General features: G+C 57.9%; 16 protein-coding genes. 9 read left to right on the top strand and 7 right to left on the bottom strand.

The window, feature by feature from the left end; translation table 11 throughout:
- Positions 1 to 302 precede the first annotated feature (302 nt).
- Positions 303 to 2,567, bottom strand: coding sequence for a 5-methyltetrahydropteroyltriglutamate--homocysteine S-methyltransferase (gene metE / locus VSX58_RS19535; RefSeq protein WP_327619555.1), 2,265 nt, complete (start codon positions 2,565 to 2,567; stop codon positions 303 to 305).
- 103 nt (positions 2,568 to 2,670) lie between these two features.
- Here metE and metR point away from each other — a divergent pair, with 103 nt between their 5' ends.
- Positions 2,671 to 3,606 carry an HTH-type transcriptional regulator MetR gene (metR, locus tag VSX58_RS19530; protein ID WP_327615572.1) on the top strand — a complete coding sequence of 312 codons (936 nt, stop codon included), beginning with the start codon at positions 2,671 to 2,673 and terminating at the stop codon, positions 3,604 to 3,606.
- On the opposite strand, the gene VSX58_RS19525 is transcribed toward metR, so the two are convergent.
- The 6 genes from VSX58_RS19525 to VSX58_RS19500 all read right to left on the bottom strand — a co-directional run bounded on the left by VSX58_RS19525 (position 3,512) and on the right by VSX58_RS19500 (position 8,782).
- Entirely contained in the window at positions 3,512 to 4,411 is a 900-nt protein-coding gene (locus VSX58_RS19525) for a carboxylate/amino acid/amine transporter (protein WP_327619554.1), read from the bottom strand. The genes metR and VSX58_RS19525 overlap by 95 nt on opposite strands.
- Before the next feature lie 199 nt (positions 4,412 to 4,610).
- Entirely contained in the window at positions 4,611 to 5,150 is a 540-nt protein-coding gene (pagP, locus tag VSX58_RS19520; protein WP_407654898.1) for a lipid IV(A) palmitoyltransferase PagP, read from the bottom strand.
- 621 nt (positions 5,151 to 5,771) lie between these two features.
- A complete protein-coding gene (cysE, locus tag VSX58_RS19515; protein ID WP_327619552.1) occupies positions 5,772 to 6,593 on the bottom strand; it encodes a serine O-acetyltransferase in 822 nt (273 codons plus the stop codon).
- Between the two features lie 122 nt (positions 6,594 to 6,715).
- Entirely contained in the window at positions 6,716 to 7,735 is a 1,020-nt protein-coding gene (gene gpsA / locus VSX58_RS19510) for an NAD(P)H-dependent glycerol-3-phosphate dehydrogenase (protein ID WP_327619551.1), read from the bottom strand.
- A complete protein-coding gene (gene secB / locus VSX58_RS19505; RefSeq protein WP_327615577.1) occupies positions 7,735 to 8,205 on the bottom strand; it encodes a protein-export chaperone SecB in 471 nt (156 codons plus the stop codon). Before secB ends, gpsA begins: the two co-directional genes overlap by 1 nt.
- Before the next feature lie 145 nt (positions 8,206 to 8,350).
- Entirely contained in the window at positions 8,351 to 8,782 is a 432-nt protein-coding gene (locus VSX58_RS19500; protein WP_327619550.1) for a rhodanese-like domain-containing protein, read from the bottom strand.
- A gap of 391 nt (positions 8,783 to 9,173) precedes the next feature.
- Between VSX58_RS19500 and envC the strand changes: the two genes are divergently transcribed.
- From envC to VSX58_RS19460, 8 genes are all read left to right on the top strand, one after another.
- Entirely contained in the window at positions 9,174 to 10,475 is a 1,302-nt protein-coding gene (gene envC / locus VSX58_RS19495; protein WP_327619549.1) for a murein hydrolase activator EnvC, read from the top strand.
- Between the two features lies 1 nt (position 10,476).
- Positions 10,477 to 11,430, top strand: a complete 954-nt coding sequence (locus tag VSX58_RS19490; protein WP_327619548.1) for a divergent polysaccharide deacetylase family protein — start codon at positions 10,477 to 10,479, stop codon at positions 11,428 to 11,430.
- A 288-nt stretch (positions 11,431 to 11,718) separates the two neighbouring features.
- Entirely contained in the window at positions 11,719 to 12,651 is a 933-nt protein-coding gene (rfaD, locus tag VSX58_RS19485; protein ID WP_327619547.1) for an ADP-glyceromanno-heptose 6-epimerase, read from the top strand.
- Between the two features lie 87 nt (positions 12,652 to 12,738).
- Positions 12,739 to 13,791 (top strand): ADP-heptose--LPS heptosyltransferase RfaF, encoded by a 1,053-nt coding sequence (rfaF, locus tag VSX58_RS19480; RefSeq protein ID WP_327619546.1) that lies wholly within the window; start codon positions 12,739 to 12,741, stop codon positions 13,789 to 13,791.
- Positions 13,788 to 14,750, top strand: coding sequence for a lipopolysaccharide heptosyltransferase RfaC (gene rfaC / locus VSX58_RS19475; RefSeq protein ID WP_327619545.1), 963 nt, complete (start codon positions 13,788 to 13,790; stop codon positions 14,748 to 14,750). The genes rfaF and rfaC overlap by 4 nt, the downstream gene beginning before the upstream one ends.
- A 321-nt stretch (positions 14,751 to 15,071) precedes the next feature.
- A complete protein-coding gene (locus tag VSX58_RS19470) occupies positions 15,072 to 16,322 on the top strand; it encodes an O-antigen ligase family protein (protein WP_327619544.1) in 1,251 nt (416 codons plus the stop codon).
- A 223-nt stretch (positions 16,323 to 16,545) separates the two neighbouring features.
- Positions 16,546 to 17,628, top strand: coding sequence for a lipopolysaccharide core heptosyltransferase RfaQ (rfaQ, locus tag VSX58_RS19465; RefSeq protein WP_327619543.1), 1,083 nt, complete (start codon positions 16,546 to 16,548; stop codon positions 17,626 to 17,628).
- 10 nt (positions 17,629 to 17,638) lie between these two features.
- Positions 17,639 to 18,760, top strand: a complete 1,122-nt coding sequence (locus VSX58_RS19460) for a glycosyltransferase family 4 protein (protein WP_327619542.1) — start codon at positions 17,639 to 17,641, stop codon at positions 18,758 to 18,760.
- Positions 18,761 to 18,766 lie beyond the last annotated feature (6 nt).

The raw sequence follows: 18,766 nt of genomic DNA, 5'->3' as shown, positions 1-18,766 counted from the left end.
ATGGGGATGACGGAGGGAAACGAGGTTTTTCCACACTCTGAGAGCCGAGGAATCGCCACAAATTTGGGGAAGAATTTCTGTCAGTACAGCGAAGGTTTCGTGCGCACTCACCATTGTCGAATCATGCGGTTATCGCCGCACGCGCCCGATACGGGGGGCTCAGCGTCAGCCCCCAGTGGCGGAATACTCGTCTCATCCCTGAGACTCGCCCTAACGGGCCAGCGCAAGCGCTGTGCAAAAACGTTCCAGACGTTTTTGTCCGACGCGGCACTGGCTTTCGCCTCCCGGTGTTTATTTAACGTTTACCGCGCCGCGCGCAGACGCCGGGCGGCTTCAACCATATTCGCCAGCGCCTGGCGGGTTTCCGGCCAGCCGCGGGTTTTCAGGCCGCAATCCGGATTGACCCACAGACGCTCCGCCGGAATACGCTGCGCCGCCTTGCGCAATAACGCCTCCATCCACTCTACGCTCGGTACGTTCGGCGAGTGAATGTCATACACGCCGGGGCCGATCTCGTTGGGATATTCAAACTCCTCGAACGATTCCAGCAGCTCCATATCGGAACGGGACGTCTCAATGGTAATCACATCCGCATCCAGCGCGGCGATGGAGTCCATTATGTCGTTAAATTCGCAGTAACACATATGGGTGTGAATCTGCGTATCGTCGCGGGCAACGGCCGCGTTCAGGCGGAAGGCTTCCACCGCCCAGGCCAGATAGGCTTCCCAATCGGAGCGATGCAGCGGCAAACCTTCGCGCAAGGCGGGCTCATCGATCTGAATAATACCGATGCCGGCTTTTTCCAAATCGGCGACCTCGTCGCGCAGCGCCAGCGCTATCTGTTTGGCGATGGTTTCCCGGGTGACGTCTTCGCGCGGGAAAGACCAGCACAGAATGGTGACCGGACCGGTCAGCATGCCTTTCATCGGCTTATCGGTCAGCGACTGCGCGTACTTCGCCCACTCCACGGTAATCGCTTCCGGGCGGCTGACGTCGCCGATGATCACCGGCGGCTTCACGCAGCGGGAGCCGTAGCTCTGCACCCAACCGTTCTGGGTAAAGATAAAACCGTCCAGATGCTCGCCGAAGTACTCCACCATGTCGTTGCGCTCGGCTTCGCCGTGCACCAGCACGTCGAGCCCCAGACGCTCCTGTTCCGTCACGGCCTGCTTGATGTGCTCGGCGATGCCGGTACGGTAGTGGTTGCCGTCCAGCCGCCCCTGTTTGAAGTCCAGACGCAGACCGCGAATCTCCGTGGTTTGCGGGAAAGAACCGATGGTAGTGGTCGGCCAGGCCGGCAGATTGAAGCGCTCGCGCTGGGACGCGGCGCGCAGCGGGTAAGCGCTCCGGCGCTGGCTATCCTGCGCGGTGATGGCGGCCAAACGCCGGGCCACCGCCGGGTTGTTGACGCGGGTCGAAGTGCGGCGCGCGCGAATCGGCGCGCTATAGTCTTCCAGCGCCCGGCCATCGCCGCCGTTCAGCGCCTGAGATAATAAAGAAAGCTCGGCACATTTCTGAATCGCGAAAGCAAACCAGCTTTTTACTTCGTCGTCCAGACGTGTTTCCACGCTTAAATCGATTGGGCTATGCAGCAAAGAGCAGGAGCTTCCCAGCCACAGATCGCGTTTTCCCACCAGCGGTTGCAGGCGTTCAAGCCACTGGCTCAGATCGGCGCGCCATACGTTACGCCCGTTAATCACGCCCAGCGACAGCAGCCAGTCGGCAGGCAATTGCTCAGCCAGCGCGGCAGCGTCGTCTTTACCATGCACCAGATCAACATGCAGCCCCTGTACCGGCAGCGCTTTGATGGTGTCCAGATTCTGGCCGATGCTGTCGAAATAGGTGGTCAGCAAGACTTTCACCCGCCCTTGCAGCGCGTCGTACGCCGGCTTGAACGCGGCCAGCCACGCCGACGGCAGCTCCAGCGCCAGCGCCGGCTCGTCGATCTGCACCCATTCGATGCCGCGCTGCGCCAATTCAGCCAATACCTGCTGATAGACCGGTAAAATATCCGCCAGCAGCGACAGGCGCTCGAACGGTTCGCCTTTTACCTTGCCCAGCCACAGGTAGGTTACCGGCCCCAGCAGCACCGGTTTCACTTTATGCCCCAGCGCTAGCGCCTCATCCACCTCATCCAGCAGCTGCGTCCAGGTTAGTTTGAACTGCTGGCCCTGGGTAAACTCCGGCACCATATAGTGGTAGTTGGTGTTGAACCATTTGGTCATCTCGGCGGCGGCGGCGGGTTCGCCGGTCGGCGCCCGACCGCGGCCGATACGAAACAGCGTGTCCAGATCGACCGAGCCGTCCGCGTTCCGATGGCGAGCCGGGACGTTCCCCAGCAGCAGGCTGGTGGTCAACACGTGATCGTACCAGGCGAAATCCCCCACGGGCAGCAGGTCGACGCCGGCGTCCTTCTGCTGCTGCCAGTGACGGGCGCGCAGTTCGCGTCCCACGCTCAGCAGCTCTTCCTGCGTCGCATTGCCCGCCCAGTAGCTTTCCTGCGCTTTTTTCAGTTCGCGCCGCAGTCCAACGCGAGGGAAACCCAGCGTGTGATTTAAAATCGTCATCGTTAACCCTTATTTAGCCATCCAGATGTTTACACATCTATAATCCGCAGGTAGTGTATCGGGCACAAGCGCAATTTATTCACTGTCACTGTGAAGGACTCTCATGATCGAATTTAAACACCTGCGAACGCTACAGGCGCTGCGTAACACCGGCTCGCTGGCCGCCGCCGCCGCCGCGCTTCACCAAACCCAATCCGCGCTGTCGCACCAGTTCAGCGATTTGGAGCAGCGCCTCGGGTTCAGGTTATTCGTGCGCAAAAGCCAGCCGCTGCGCTTTACGCCGCAGGGGGAGATCCTGCTGCGGCTGGCGGAACAGGTGTTGCCGCAAATTCAGCAGGCGTTGCAGGCATGCAATGAACCGCACCAGGCCATGCTGCGCTTGGCGATCGAGTGCCACAGCTGCATCCAGTGGCTGACGCCGGCGCTGGACGAGTTTCATAAAAACTGGCCGCAGGTGTCGATGGACTTTAAATCCGGCGTCACCTTTGACCCGCAGCCCGCCCTGCAGCAGGGCGAGCTGGATCTGGTGATGACGTCCGATATTCTGCCGCGCAGCGGGCTGCACTATTCGCCGCTGTTTGATTTTGAAGTCCGGCTGGTGCTGGCGCCGGAGCATCCGCTGGTGGAAAAGGCCGCCGTCGAACCGGAGGATTTACGCGCGGAAACCCTGATGATTTACCCGGTGCAGCGCCAGCGGCTGGATATCTGGCGCCACTTCCTACAGCCCGCCGGGGTGAGTCCGGCGTTGAAAAATGTCGATAATACGCTGCTGCTGATCCAGATGGTCAGCGCGCGCATGGGGATCGCCGCCCTGCCGCACTGGGTGGTGGAAAGCTTCGAACGTCAGGGGCTTATCGTGACCAAGACGCTGGGAAAAGGGTTGTGGAGCCGGCTGTACGCCGCCGTGCGGGATGGCGAGCAGCGTCAGCCGGTGATAGACGCGTTTATTCGTTCGGCGCGTCGGCACGCCTGCGAACATCTGCCGTTCGTGCGGGACGCTTCACGACCCAATGCCGATGCACCCATAGCGAGGACATGATGATTAGCGCGCCGATAATAAAGCTCGGCCAGTGCACCTTTTCCTGCCAAATGGCCAAGTTGACCAGCAGCCCGGCGGGAACATGGAAATTATTCATGATGCCCAGCGTGCCGGCGTCAACCTGGGTCGCGCCGTAGTTCCACATAAAGTAGCCCAGCCCCGAAGCGACGACGCCCAGCCAGACCAAAACGCCCCACTGCAACGAGGTCGTGGGCAGCTGGCCGGCATTGCCGAATAGCAGCCAGGCCGCCGCCGCAACCGCCAGCGCGCCCAGATAAAACCATGAAAAAGCGCAGTGCTGCGGCATCGGATAGAGCTCCATCAGCCGTTTATAGCCGACCTGCCCGATCGCAAAGAAGATATTCGCCGCCTGCACCAGCAGCAGCCCCCATAAAAAGTGCGTGCTGACCCCGTCGTAGCGGATCACCGCCGCCCCCAGCACCGCCAGCAGCGCGCTGAGCATATAGCCCCAGCGCAGGCGTTCGCCGCGCAGCAGATCGTAAATCAGCGTGATATACAGCGGCGTCATCACCGTGAACAGCAGAAATTCGGGAACGGAAAGATAAAGATAGGCTTGGAAAACAAATAGATACATGATACCTAATTGGCAAGCGCCCACCAACAGATAGAGTAGGATCACGCGCGGCGCATAGCCTCTCCAGCGTAAAAACGGCAAAAAAACCAGCGCGGCCAGCCCGACGCGCACCAATACGGAAAACCAGCTATCGACATGGCCTGCCAGATATTCGCCAATCAAACTGAATGAAAAAGCCCACAGGATTGTGGTGATAATAAGTAATGGCACAGCAATATCCACCGCTCAAAAAAAGAGTCGCTATTGTAGCGAAGGATAGCGGATAAATTTCAACCAATATGGTTGACATGAGGACAAATAACGTCCAATCGATATGCCGCGGCGCGCAACCTGCGGGCCGGTTACCGAAGTAACGCCCCTTGCGCCACGGCGGCAAGGGGCTGCATATCGGGATGCGCCGATACCGTTATTAAATTTGCCATCTAAACCAGGCGAAAAAGACATTCCCGTTATTATGCGTGCCGGGAATATAGGTCGCCTGGAAAGAGAGCTTCTGGTAGCTAATGGATGCCAGCGGCAGCAATACCGGAATAGGAATATAGTTCCAGTTGTTGCGCATGGTGACGCCGGCGGTAAAGCCCAGCCCCAGTTGGAAATCCCTATCGTCGGCCGGACGCCAGCGTTTCTCGAAACCATAGCCGCCTATCGGTTCCCAGTCGTTGTGGGAATCTTTGAACGCCATCAGGTATAGCGAGTGCCAGTCGCCGTCCCGATCCAGCCTTGATACGCCGTAGCCCGCCCCCCAGGGACGTTCATTGTACGAGTCGATCTTGTCTTTATCGTACGTCCAGCGGTTATGCCAGGTGATCGCGGGAATGTAGATGTCGTGGTTCGGCGATGACGACCAGGTTTCAGACAGATTGTTTTTACTTCGTTGCCACCAGCTTTCATCATGTTCAGCCCCGTTCGCCGTAGCGGAAGCGCCGGCGGCATAAGCGCAGACCGACATCGCGGACGACAGGATAAAACTCATAACCACTAAAATACGTTTTAAATACATTATTGGACTCTCTGCAACCATAACATCACTACCCATTTACCCACATATCTATTCAGAATTAAGGGAAGCGCAACAAAGGAGAGGCGACTCGAAATATGAAGGGTATAGTTCAAGTTGCCTCTCTTTGCACGACTTCCCTTGGCATCCGGGTGATAAAAAGCCGGTCATTATGGAGGAATAAGCGGGGATAGCGGTTAAATAAATTATCACGGGGGAGGCAGTTTCGGATATTTCCCAGCCGGACGACAAAAGCGCCTGATATTCACCGGCGAAAAAGCGATGGATATATTTTTTATCGCGCCGGCGGCGCGGAAATATCCTGGGTATAAAACGCTGCGCGCCGCCGAATATTCGAATCCCGCTTAGAGCCTATGCCATTAGGGCTATTTCACTTGCCATTTTGGCCCTGGGCAGTGCTCGAAATCCTCACGTACTCCATGTACGTTCCGGTTTACTCGCTACGCTCGCTCTTCGGGCCGGACCTTGGTCCGTTCAACATGCACGGCATGTTGTCTGCGCGCTGTCCGTGTCCAAACTGGCTGCGCCAATTACGCCTACTGGGATAGGCTCTTAAATACCGTCGCCGTATTCAAAACCCCGATTAACGCCGTTGAAATACTGATCCATATCCATCGACGGCTTATCCGTATCGGGACGGCCCACGATGCGCGCGGGAACGCCCGCGGCGGTAGTATGAGGCGGAACCGGCTGCAAGACCACCGAACCCGCGCCGATCTTCGCGCCGCGGCCGACCTCGATATTCCCCAGTATCTTAGCCCCCGCGCCGATCATCACCCCTTCGCGGATTTTGGGGTGGCGATCGCCGCTGGTTTTCCCCGTACCGCCGAGGGTCACGGATTGCAGAATAGAGACGTCGTTCTCAACCACCGCGGTTTCCCCGATCACAATGCCCGTGGCGTGATCGAGCATAATGCCGCAGCCAATGGTCGCCGCCGGGTGGATATCGACGCCAAAGGATACCGAGATCTGATTTTGGAAATAGATCGCCAGCGCTTTGCGATCCTCCGACCAGAGCCAGTGACCGATGCGGTACGCCTGTAACGCGTGGAAGCCTTTCAGATAGAGCAGCGGCGTCGAGTATTTATCCACCGCGGGATCGCGCAGGCAGACCGCCTGAATATCACGCGCCGCGGAAACGATCATCCGCGGGTCGGCGCGGTAGGCCTCTTCGGCGACCTCGCGTATGGCGATGGCCGGCATGATGGGGCTTGCCAGCTTATTCGCCAGCATATAGCTTAATGCGCTGCCCAGGTTCTCGTGTTTCAGCAACGTCGCATGAAAAAAACTGGCCAGCATCGGTTCGCAATCCGCCAGACTGCGCGCTTCCGCCTTAATATTTTTCCACACCAGTTCCAGCTCTTCTGTCGACATTGCTTTACTCTCCGAAATACCGCCAATCTAAATCCAACTCACAGCCCATGCCGCGCATAGGCGGCAAAGTACGCCGGGCCATCAGGCCCGACATAAACGGGATCGCAGTGAAATAGGGTATGTTATAACCTGGCGCTTTCGTCTTTGCGCGTGCGCCCCAACAGGCTTAGCGCCGCTTCACGGGCCTCTTTTCCGCAATACAGAACTTGCCAAAGCTGCTCCGTAATCGGCATCTCGACGCCGTGGCGCTGCGCCAACGCCAGCACTTCTTTGGTATTGCGATACCCTTCGACAACCTGACCAATTTTATCCTGCGCGCCCTGAACATCCATCCCCTGCCCCAGCATCATGCCGAAACGTCGGTTACGGGATTGGTTATCGGTACAGGTCAGCACCAGATCGCCCAATCCGGCCATGCCCATAAAGGTGGTGGGATCGGCCCCCAGCGCCACGCCCAGCCGGGTCATCTCGGCCAGCCCCCGGGTGATCAGCGCGGTGCGGGCATTAGCGCCGAAGCCGATGCCGTCGGACATGCCGGCGCCAATCGCGATGACGTTTTTAACCGCCCCCCCCAGCTGTACCCCGATGAAATCCGGATTGCTGTATACCCGGAAGCTTTTGCCGCAGTGCAGCAGACGCTGCAGATCGTCGGCGAACTCGCGATCGGTCGCCGCCAGGGCGATCGCCGTCGGCAGGCCGGCGGCCAGCTCTTTGGCAAAGGTTGGGCCGGACACCACCGCAAGAGGAATCTGTTCGCCCAACGCTTCGCGCGCGACGTCCTGCAACAGGCGCCCGGTTTCCGCCTCCAGCCCCTTCGTCGCCCACACCAGGCGCGCGTCCGCGCGCAGATGGGGCTTAATCTGACGCAGTACGTCGCCAAAAACATGGCTGGGCACTACGACCAGCACATCGCGGCTGGCCGCCAGCGCCCGCGACAAATCCGCCTCCAGACGCAGCGAATCGGGAAAGGGAACGTCGGGCAGGAAGGTCTGATTACAGCGGGCGGCCTGCAAAGCATGAATATGGTCGGGATCGTGCCCCCAGAGCACCACCTGGTGGCCGTTACGCGCCAGCGTAATCGCCAAGGCGGTGCCGTATGAGCCGGCGCCGATTACGGTCATGGAAGCGTCGGGCGCGTTCATCAGGCATCCTGGCTCGGCGCGGCGCCTTCGCCTTCCGCCTGCTGCTGCAGGTAGTTCATAAACAGCGCGTCGAAGTTAACCGGCGCCAGGTTCAGCTGCGGGAAAGTGCCGCGGGAAACCAGGTTGGTGATGCACTCACGCGCATAAGGGAACAGAATGTTCGGGCAATATGCGCCCAGGCAGTGCGCCAGCTGAGTGCCTTCGATGCCGCCGACGGTGAAAATCCCGCCCTGCTGAACTTCGCACAGAAATGCCGTTTCCTCGCCCAAAGAAGCCGTTACCGTCACACGCAGTACGACTTCATAAATATCTTCCGCCAACTGGCTGGATGCCGTATCCAGATCCAGCTTTACCTCAGGCTGCCACTCTTTCTGAAACACCTGAGGCGCGTTCGGCGCTTCAAAAGAGATATCTTTGGTATAGATGCGTTGGATTTGGAAAGACATTTCAACGTTGTTTTGTTCAGACATGTTAAATAATACCTTTTGTTGGATTTCATCGACGCGTTCCGCCGTCGACGAAGATAGCTATCAGTAGATTACGTAATCTTGTCGCTGCAGCCGGGCTATCCGGCCAAAATCATTTACCGCGCATGGATTATTCGCCGCGCGCCGCTTATTTACCGCGCACCAGGGGCAGGTTTTCACCGCTCCAGCCCGTAAGGCCGTCCTTCAGCACCAGAACACGCTCAAATCCCGCCTTCAGCAGATCGTTTGCCGCATCACGCGAAGAGATACCGTTGGCGCAGACCACGATCACCGGCTGGGTTTTATGCTTTTCCAACTCGCCTACGCCGCCGTTTTTAATCTCATTGGGCAGCAGGTTAAACGCGTTGGCGATATGGCCGCGACGATAGTCGTCACGATTGCGGATATCGACAATCACGGCATCTTCTTTGTTTATCAGCCTGATCGCTTCGCCGCGCACCACTTCCTTCACTTTGGACAGTTTACTCTTCACCGTAAGCACGATCACGACAACAAACAGGGCAACCCAGGCCACGCTCAATATAGGATGCTTGCTAATGAATGGCATAATCTCTTGCATGGGGTATAACGACTCCCGAATCAGTTAAGCGATAAAATATAAGGTTCCTGAGTATATTACTCTAAATAATTCGAGTTGCAGGAAGGCGGCCCCAACGCCAACGGGGCGAGCCCCAAGGATGGGGCGAGTAACAAAGCCAACGCACATGCAACTTGAAGTATGACGAGTATACCTGCGCGATGCGGCAATTACAGCCATATAGCGTATGGAATCTGCGGGGCGATACATAAAAATCACGCTAAAATTGTGGAATTCAGCCATCTTATGCGCCCAGGCGCCCATTTATCTATCCCCCGCTGCGGATTCCATGCCGGCCTTGTCACGGATGGAAATAGAAATCCAGAATCGGACGACTGGTAAGCCGCTGTTCATCGTGGAATAATCCTTTGCTATGAGTGAAAAAGCGTTATCTGTTCAGTTGAGAACCCCGCGCCGCGCCGCGTTGCGATTTCCGGCGTTACGCCAGCGGTTCGCCCGGTGCGCCTGCGCGTTTTGCGTCGGCGTTTTGCTGTGGCCCGATGTCAGCTCGGCCGCGGACAATCAGCAGCAGCTCAAAAACCTGCAACAGGATATCGCGGCGAAAGAAAAGCGCGTTCAGCAGCAGCAGCAGCAGCGCGGCGCGCTGCTCCAGCAGTTGAAAAAGCAGGAACAGTCGATCGCCCAGTCGAGCCGCCAGCTGCGCGAGACGCGGAATACGTTATCCGCCTTAAATAAAGAGCTGAGCGAACTCGCGGCATCCATCGCCAGGCTGCAGTCACAGCAAAAAAAGCAGCAAGCGCTGCTGTCGCGCCAGCTTGACGCCGCATTCCGCCAGGGGCAGCACAGCGCGCTGCAGTTGATCCTGAGCGGCGAAGAGAGCCAGCGCAGCGAGCGCATCCTCGCCTATTTCGGCTATCTGAACGAGGCGCGTCAAAAATCAATCAATGAGTTACGGCAAACGCGAACCGAGCTGGCCAGCCAGAAACAGCTGCTGGAACAGAAGCAAAATCAGCAAAAAACCCTGTTGAGCGACCAACAGCGGCAGCAGCAAACGCTGGAGCAGACGCAGTCCGAGCGTAAGAAAACGCTGACTACGCTGGAAAGTTCGCTGGAAAAAGACCAACGTTTGCTCACCGAACTGCGCCAGAATGAGACCCGCCTGCGCGATCAAATCGCGCGGGCGGAACGGGAAGCCAAGGCGAGGGCGGAACGTGAAGCGCGGGAAGCGGCCAGAGTGCGGGCCAAAGAGCAGCAGGCCAAACGCAGCGGCGGCAGCTATAAGCCGACGCCAAGCGAGCAGTCGCTGATGGCGCGCACCGGCGGTTTGGGCCGCCCTGCCGCGCAGGCCTTCTGGCCGGTGCGCGGTCGCATCGAACATCGCTTCGGCGAATCGCTGCAGGGCGAGCTGCGCTGGAAAGGAATGGTTATCGCCGCGCCGGAAGGAACCGAGGTGAAAGCGATCGCCGACGGCACCGTGCTGATGGCCGACTGGCTGCAAGGCTACGGCCTGGTAGTGGTGGTGCAGCACGGTAAAGGCGATATGAGTCTATACGGTTATAACCAAAGCGCGCTGGTTTCCGTCGGGGCCCAGGTCAGAGCGGGCGAACCTATCGCGCTGGTAGGCACCAGCGGCGGACAAAGCCAGCCCGCGCTCTATTTTGAAATTCGCCGCCAGGGGCAGGCGGTAAACCCACAACCGTGGTTGGGAATATAGCTTGTACCATTTAAAATCAAAAATACTGTTTTTTTTCAGCCTGCTGTCACTATCCGCGATCGCCATGGCCGGCAAACTTTCCATTGTCATTGACGATTTCGGCTACCGCCCCCATAACGAGAATCAGGTTTTAGCCATGCCCACGGCCGTTTCGGTGGCGGTTTTGCCTAATGCGCCCTACGCCAGAGAAATGGCGACCAGGGCGCATAATCAAGGCCGCGAAGTATTAATCCACCTGCCGATGGCGCCGCTCAGCAAACAGCCGCTGGAGCGCGATACCCTGCATCCGGACATGAGCGGCGAGGAGATTCAGCGCATCATTCGCCAGTCGGTCAACAACGTGCCTTACGCCGTCGGGCTGAATAATCATATGGGCAGCGCCATGACCTCCAGCCTTCCCGGGATGCAAAAAGTGATGCAGGCGCTTAGCGCCTATCGCCTCTACTTCCTCGACAGCATGACCATCGGCAGCAGCCAGGCCAGCCGCGCGGCGGCGGGCACCGGGGTAAAGGTCATTAAACGCAAGGTGTTCCTGGATGACTCGCAGAACGAGGCCGATATCCGCCGGCAGTTTAACCGCGCGGTGCAGATAGCGCGACGCAGCGGCTCCGCCATCGCCATCGGCCACCCGCACCCGTCAACCATTAAGGTTTTGCGGCAGATGCTGCCCGAGTTGCCGTCCGACATTGTTTTAGTCCGGCCCAGCCAACTGCTGAATGAGCCGACGCCGCACGATGAATTCCTCCCAGCGCCGGTAACGCCGAAAGAGACGAAACCGCAGACACCGCCCGGCGACGCCAGGCCGTTCCCCGGTATAAAACAGTGCAGGATGAAACATCCGCCGGAACCGGTGAAGATTGAGGCGATATTCAAACTGTTCGGCGACAGCGCGGCCGCGGAGTTTGTCGAACGCCGCTGGCAAACCTGGTTCGCCCCCGCGGAAAAACCACATTAGACGGCAATCCGTTGGAATTACTGGCAAAGCCTAATGGGGCAGAATCGGCATTTCCGCATACATCTATTATTTGTCACTCCCACACCCCGTCACTCCCGCTTACTCGGGAATGACGGAGGGCGCGACGGATATAACCGGGAATTCATGCGAGTGGCGACGGCGGGTTGCCGCAGAAATGTCGGATAAACCAACGCCGGGCTGCTTGCGATAAAATGAAATGCTATTATAGCGCGTATAGACAGCGTGAGGCGTGGTGCCTCACCGGCAAGATTAACAAGGGTAGATCCCATGATTATCGTTACTGGCGGCGCCGGTTTCATCGGCAGCAATATCGTAAAAGCGCTCAATGACATCGGCTATCGGGATATTCTGGTCGTTGATAACCTGAAAGACGGAACGAAATTCGTCAATCTGGCGGACCTGGATATTACCGACTACATGGATAAAGAGGATTTCATCGCCAATATCATCGCCGGCGATAATCTGGGCGACATTGACGCCGTTTTCCATGAGGGCGCCTGCTCGTCAACCACCGAGTGGGACGGCAAGTATATGATGGACAACAACTATCAATACTCGAAAGAGGTGCTGCACTACTGCCTCGATCGCAATATCCCGTTCCTCTACGCCTCTTCCGCCGCAACCTATGGCGGACGCGACAATAACTTCATTGAAGATCGCCGGTATGAGCAACCGCTGAACGTCTATGGCTATTCCAAGTTTCTGTTCGACCAATACGTGCGCGAAATTCTGCCGCAGGCCGAATCGCAAATTTGCGGCTTCCGCTATTTCAATGTCTATGGTCCGCGCGAAGGACACAAGGGGAGCATGGCCAGCGTCGCCTTCCACCTGAACAGACAGATTAATCAGGGCGAAAATCCCAAGCTGTTCGCCGGCAGCGAAAACTTCAAGCGGGACTTTATCTACGTCGCCGACGTCGCCGCCGTCAACCTGTGGTTCTGGCAAAAAGGCGTGTCCGGCATTTTCAACTGCGGCACCGGCCGGGCTGAGTCTTTTCAGGCGGTTGCCGACGCCACGCTGGCGTTCCACAAAAAAGGCAGCGTGGAATATATTCCGTTCCCAGAGAAGCTGAAAGGCCGTTATCAGGCATACACCCAGGCAGACCTGAGCAAACTGCGCGCGGCGGGTTACGACAAGCCGTTTAAAACCGTCGCCGAAGGCGTCGCCGAATACATGGCCTGGTTGAACCGTACCGCTTAACACGATGCCGCACACCGGACGTTGTCAGCAAACTCATACTACGGCATGCGTCATTAAGGAACAGATAAACGGTATGGAAGCAAAATCATGAGAATCATGGTTATCGGCCCCTCCTGGGTTGGCGACATGATGATGTCGCACAGCCTGTATCGCACGTTAAAGGCGGAACATCCGCAGGCGGTTATCGACGTCATGGCGCCGGCCTGGTGCCGCCCCCTTCTCGCGCGCATGCCCGAGGTCAATCAGGCTCTGGCGATGCCGTTGGGCCACGGCGCATTGGCGCTGGGAGAACGGCGCCGCCTCGGACTTGGTCTGCGGGCCGCCGGCTATGACCGCGCCTATGTTCTACCGAATTCGTTTAAATCGGCCCTGGTGCCGTTTTTCGCCGGCATTCCGCAGCGGATCGGCTGGCGCGGAGAGATGCGCTACGGGCTGCTGAACGATGTCCGCATACTGGATAAGGCCGCCTTTCCGCTGATGGTGCAGCGCTATGTCGCCCTGGCCTACGAGCGCGGCCGTATTCACCGCGCGCAGGACCTCCCTCAGCCGATATTGTGGCCCCGGCTACGGGTCGGCGATGAGGAGATCGCGCAAATGACGGCGGCCTTCACGCTGAAAAGTCCGCGCCCGGTTATTGGTTTTTGCCCCGGCGCGGAGTTCGGCCCCGCCAAACGCTGGCCGCATTATCACTATGCCGCGCTGGCGGATATGCTGATTGAACGGGGTTATCAGGTCGCCCTGTTCGGCTCCGCCAACGATCGGGCGGCCGGCGACGATATTCGTTCGGCGCTGCCGGAAAACGCCCGGCAGCACTGCGTCAACCTTGCCGGACAAACGTCGCTGGAACAGGCGGTGGTGCTGATCGCCGCCTGTCGCGCGATAGTGAGCAATGACTCGGGGCTCATGCATGTCGCCGCCGCGCTCAACCGTCCGTTAGTTGCGCTCTACGGCCCCAGCAGCCCCGACTTCACGCCGCCTCTGTCGCATCAGGCGGAGGTTATCCGCCTGATTAGCGGTTATCATCGGGTGCGTAAAGGCGATGCCGAACAGGGATACCATCAAAGCCTTATCGACATTCAGCCGCAACAGGTTCTCATCGCGCTGGAAAAATACCTGGCCGCGCCGGGAGCGCGCGCATGAGGGTACTGATCGTCAAAACCTCCTCCATGGGGGATGTGCTGCATACGCTGCCCGCGCTGACCGACGCCATGCGCATATTGCCCGGGGTAAAGTTCGACTGGGTGGTGGAAGAGGGGTTCGCGCAGATCCCCAGCTGGCATCCTGCGGTATCCCGGGTTATTCCCGTGGCCCTGCGGCGCTGGAGAAAGAGCTGGTTCAGCGCCCAAACACGCCGGGAGCGGGCGCTCTTTAAGCAGCAGCTGCGCGCCTACCGCTATGACGCGGTGATCGATGCCCAGGGCCTGATTAAAAGCGCCGCGCTGGTTACGCGCCTCGCGCGCGGCAAAAAGCACGGGCTGGATTGTAAAAGCGCCCGCGAACCGATGGCGAGCTTTTTCTATAACTACCGTCACCATATCAGCCGCCGGCTGCATGCGGTCGAGCGCGTGCGCGCGCTTTTCGCCGCCAGTTTGCAGTATGGGAAACCGGCGGATAGCGGCGATTACGCGATTGCGCCGCGTTTTCTTGCGCAGCCGCCGGCCGACGCCAATCAATATTTAGTGTTTCTTCACGCCACCACGCGGGATGAAAAACACTGGCCGGAAGCGCGCTGGCGGGAACTGATCGCCCTGCTGCAATCCAGCGGTCTGCGGATTAAGCTACCCTGGGGCGCGGAGCATGAACATCAGCGCGCCCTGCGTCTGGCGCAGGGATTTCCACACGTCGAGGTGTTGCCCCGTCTTACCCTGCGGCAGGTCGCGCAAGTCTTGGCCGGCGCCAAAGCCGTGGTTTCCGTCGATACGGGCTTAAGCCACTTAGCCGCCGCGTTGGATCGTCCCAACATCACGCTGTATGGCCCGACCGATCCGGGATTGATCGGCGGGTACGGGAAAAATCAGGTGGTGGAACTGTCTGAAAATCACCGGATGGAGGACATTTCAGCGGATAGCGTCCAGCGGAAGCTGGTGGAAATGATATAATTATCCCACACTGATAAATAGGCGTCGCCGCTGGCCTTTGTTGCTAACGAAATGGGCAAAGGCGGGAGTGAAAAAGGTGATAGGTTTGTCAACAGTCTAAGACAACCGCCATAAAAAAACGCCGCATACGGCGGTCCGAAGGGTGGAGGGCAGGACGCCGCCATAAAAAAACGCCCCATAAAATTAGTGCGCCAACCATACCTCCTCAGAGCGTCTCATCGAGATGACGATGATTCAACCATCGTCAATAAAATGAATAGCGCAGGTTGCGTATTTCATATGGCAGGCTTTCAGCCGGTTTTTCAACATTGAATAAATAGAATGCTAAATTATTTAAGATATAGCTGGGCGAAGACCCCGGCCATCAGCGCCTCGCTGGTTATTAACACATTACTTCCCGGTTGCCTGCTGACGTTATCCATAATGCCGTTCAGCACCATTATTGCAGGGTATCTATTTTATTTAACCGGCGTGATTGCCGCCCTGTATGTAATAACGCATTTAAAAGCCATTCTGGCGAAAAAACAGCTGCTGACGATACCGCTGCTATTACTGATTATCGGCTGCGCTAATTTATTCTGGTTTTATAGTTATTATCAGCCGGATACTTTTTTCCCGCATGTCTATTACGCCTATTTGTCCTCCGGCCATGCCGCCATTTTGGGCGCGTTTATTTTTCTGGCGGTCTGCCACCTCCCGCAGCCGCAGCGGCGATATCTGCTGATATGGCCGCTGGTTATCTGCTGGCTGACCCTGTGCTATGCCTTTTACCAGTCGCTCAGCGGCGTACACCGGGTCGACCTGATTTTTGGCCAGGCGACCAGCGCCGCCTACTTTATGACCTTCGTCGGCGCGCTCAGCGCGCAGGCGCTGCTCAAGTTCAACTCCGGCTATAAATATTACCTTTACCTGCTCCACTTTTTACTCGTCACCGTGGCGATCATTTTGACGGAGACGCGCGCGGCCATTGTGGTCTATCCGATCGTCGGCGCCATGATCCTGCTATCGGAGGTGCGCCACGATAAGCGTCAGTTACTCAAGGCGCTTCTGGGATCCGCCATTATCATCCTGCTGTGTTCCTTGCTCTTTCAAGACACCATTCACCAGCGGACCGACGATCTGCTAAACGATATGCGCAACTACAGCATGAATAACAGCAAAACGTCGGTCGGCGCGCGTATCGCCATGTACCAATCGGGGATTGAAGCCGGGGAAAGCGCGCCGCTCGGACAGTCCGCCGAGCGGCGTTCGGTGCAAATCACGCTGCTGGCGCAGCAAAAACCCGGCTTAAACGGGGCGGTAGAGTATTTAGATGTGCACCTGCACAACGAATTGATTGATGCATTCTCGCTGAAGGGGCTGCCCGGCGTAGTGCTGTTGGTCGCTTTATACGCGGCGCTATTCTACTTCTCCTGGTTTATTCTGCGCAGCCACCTGTCGGCCGCGCTCCTTTTCGCCCTGATCATGTACGGACTCAGCGACGTTATTTTGTACGCGCGCGATATGCTTATGGCCTGGCTCATGGCGTTGTGTCTCGGCACAACGCTAACCGGTAAATGGCTGAAGCGTTAACGGCGGGATAGCGCCGCGCCCGGCCCGCAGAGGCGCCGCCTTGCGCGGGCCGGCATAATCTTAATTAGCGCTGTGAGAACATAGCGGGTTTTAGTACCATAGCGGCGTGTCGCCCCTCCTTCGCGGCGGCCTTGCGATAACCGGGTTCGCCCTCAGTCCACTGGTAGCTGTTGAGCCAGGAGCGGTAGCGTTGCGTTTATTTAGAGGAAAGTAAGGAAAGCAAGTGAGTCAAAAAGCCCTCCCCTACCGGCGGATTTTGATCGTGAAACTGCGGTTTCACGGCGATATGCTTCTTACCACGCCGCTTATCAGCACCTTAAAAGCACATTATCCCGAGGCGAGGATCGATCTCTTATTATACGAAGACACGCGCCCTATTCTGGCGAAAAACCCGGATATTCACCGTCTGTACGGTTTGCAAAGAAAAACGTCGACCCTGGCGGAAAAGCTAAAAGATTTTATCGGTATACGAAACAGCCTTAAGCAGAACCATTACGATTTGATCGTCAATCTGGCCGACCAGTGGCCCGTCGCCCTGTTAGTCAGGTCATTGGGCGGCTACAGCATCTCCATCACGCGCGGCGACAGTCTGAAGGGGAAACTCTGGCGCCGGCTGTTCAGCGCATGCGTCCAGCCGCAGGGCGAGCACATTATCGAACAAAATCGCTCAATGCTTGCGCCGCTAGGCCTTCCCGATACCGGGCGGAAAGATCGCATGTCGCTGTATTACGGCCGGGAAGATGCGCAGCAAGTTTTCGGCCCGCATCCCCATCTTTCGGCGCGGCCCTACGTGGTGATTCAGCCGACGGCCCGCCAGCTGTTCAAATGCTGGGATAACGAAAAGTTCGCGCAGGTGATTGATTATCTGAAAGAGAAAGGGTTAGAGGTCGTGCTGACCTGCGGCCCCTCGGCGGACGATCTGGAGATGGTGCGCGATATCCATGCGCGGTGCGCGCATAAGCCGGACATCGCCCTGGCAGGCAAAACCAGCTTTTTGCAACTGGCGGCGTTAATCGACAAAGCGGCGCTCTATATCGGCGTCGATTCCGCTCCGATGCATATGGCGGCGGCGCTGAACACCCCCGCCGTGTGCCTGTTCGGCCCCACCGATCATAAGAAATGGCGGCCCTGGTCTGATAACAGTATCGTTATCTGGGCGGGCGACTATCAGACGATGCCGGAGAGACGCCACCTCGACAGAGGCCGGAAATATCTCTCCTGCATCCCCGCGCAGGATGTGATTCAGGCCGCGGCGACGCTGCTGGCAGACCATGACGACCGTCCGCGCCTTACCGCCGGGAAATAAGAGACCGCCGATGAATATTGCTATCTGCCTGTATAAATATTTCCCTTTTGGCGGGCTACAACGCGACTTTTTCAGTATCGCCCAGGCCTGCGTGAAGCAAGGGCACCATGTCCGCGTTTACGTGCTGTCATGGCAAGGCGAACGGCCGGATAACCTGGAGATCGTTCTCGTTCCCGTTTCCGGCATGAGTAATCACCGCCGTAACCAGCGCTATGCCGCCTGGGTCCGACGCCATCTTCAGCAGCATCCCGTCGATCGCGTCGTCGGCTTTAATAAAATGCCGGGATTGGACTTTTACTATGCGGCCGACGTTTGCTACGCGGAGAAGGTTGAGCGGGAGAAAGGATTTCTCTACCGTTTGACGCCTCGCTACCGCCACTATGCCGACTTTGAAAAAGCGGTATTCGAACAGCGCGGCCGCACCAAAATGCTGATGCTGACGCAGCGCCAGATTGCGGACTTCAAGAAACATTACGACACCCAGGACGCGCGTTTCTTTATTCTTCCGCCGGGCATCGCCGCCAACAGAAAATATGACCGCCAGGCGCCCGGAGTTCGGCAAAGATTTCGTCATGAGCAAGGTATCGATGAGAACGCCATCGTACTGCTGCAGGTCGGCTCCGACTTCAGGCGAAAAGGCGTTGAACGCAGCCTGCGCGCCATCGCCAGCCTGCCCGACGCCGACAAGAAACGCGCCGTTTTTCTGGTCGTCGGCCAGGATAAACCCGAACGTTACCAGAAAATCGCCGCGCAGCTGGGCATCGGCCCGCAGGTCCGCTTCTTCTCCGGCCGCAGCGACATTCCCGACTTTATGGCGGCGGCCGATTTGCTGCTCCATCCGGCCCACCAGGAAGCGGCGGGCATCGTGTTGCTTGAGGCGCTCACCGCCGGACTGCCGGTAATCGTAACGGAAGTCTGCGGCTACGCCTTTTATATCGATCGGGCGCATGCCGGGGCGGTGATAAAAGAGCCTTACCGCCAGCCGGATCTGGATCACGCGCTGCGCCACGCGCTGGCTCACCCGGAGGTGCGCGCGCAGTGGGCCGCCAGCGCCCGCCATTTCGCCGATACGGAAGATTTATACAGCCTGCCGGAAAAAGCGGCCGCGCTGATCACCGGCGAGCAACCATGATTGAAT

It is taken from the genome of Brenneria populi, from assembly GCF_036016195.1.
Taxonomy (GTDB): Bacteria; Pseudomonadota; Gammaproteobacteria; order Enterobacterales; family Enterobacteriaceae; genus Brenneria; species Brenneria populi.
The sequence above is the reverse complement of the archived record's forward strand: the minus strand, read 5'-3'. Positions and strand labels throughout refer to the sequence as shown.

Bases quoted from the DNA above. Each gene is read 5' to 3' on its own strand.
- metE (WP_327619555.1), bottom strand. From the start codon at position 2,567: ATGACGATTTTAAATCACACGCTGGGTTTCCCTCGCGTTGGACTGCGG.
- metR (WP_327615572.1), top strand. From the start codon at position 2,671: ATGATCGAATTTAAACACCTGCGAACGCTACAGGCGCTGCGTAACACC.
- pagP (WP_407654898.1), bottom strand. From the start codon at position 5,150: ATGTCGGTCTGCGCTTATGCCGCCGGCGCTTCCGCTACGGCGAACGGG.
- cysE (WP_327619552.1), bottom strand. From the start codon at position 6,593: ATGTCGACAGAAGAGCTGGAACTGGTGTGGAAAAATATTAAGGCGGAA.
- gpsA (WP_327619551.1), bottom strand. From the start codon at position 7,735: ATGAACGCGCCCGACGCTTCCATGACCGTAATCGGCGCCGGCTCATAC.
- secB (WP_327615577.1), bottom strand. From the start codon at position 8,205: ATGTCTGAACAAAACAACGTTGAAATGTCTTTCCAAATCCAACGCATC.
- VSX58_RS19500 (WP_327619550.1), bottom strand. From the start codon at position 8,782: ATGCAAGAGATTATGCCATTCATTAGCAAGCATCCTATATTGAGCGTG.
- envC (WP_327619549.1), top strand. From the start codon at position 9,174: ATGAGTGAAAAAGCGTTATCTGTTCAGTTGAGAACCCCGCGCCGCGCC.
- rfaD (WP_327619547.1), top strand. From the start codon at position 11,719: ATGATTATCGTTACTGGCGGCGCCGGTTTCATCGGCAGCAATATCGTA.
- rfaF (WP_327619546.1), top strand. From the start codon at position 12,739: ATGAGAATCATGGTTATCGGCCCCTCCTGGGTTGGCGACATGATGATG.
- rfaC (WP_327619545.1), top strand. From the start codon at position 13,788: ATGAGGGTACTGATCGTCAAAACCTCCTCCATGGGGGATGTGCTGCAT.
- VSX58_RS19470 (WP_327619544.1), top strand. From the start codon at position 15,072: ATGCTAAATTATTTAAGATATAGCTGGGCGAAGACCCCGGCCATCAGC.
- VSX58_RS19460 (WP_327619542.1), top strand. From the start codon at position 17,639: ATGAATATTGCTATCTGCCTGTATAAATATTTCCCTTTTGGCGGGCTA.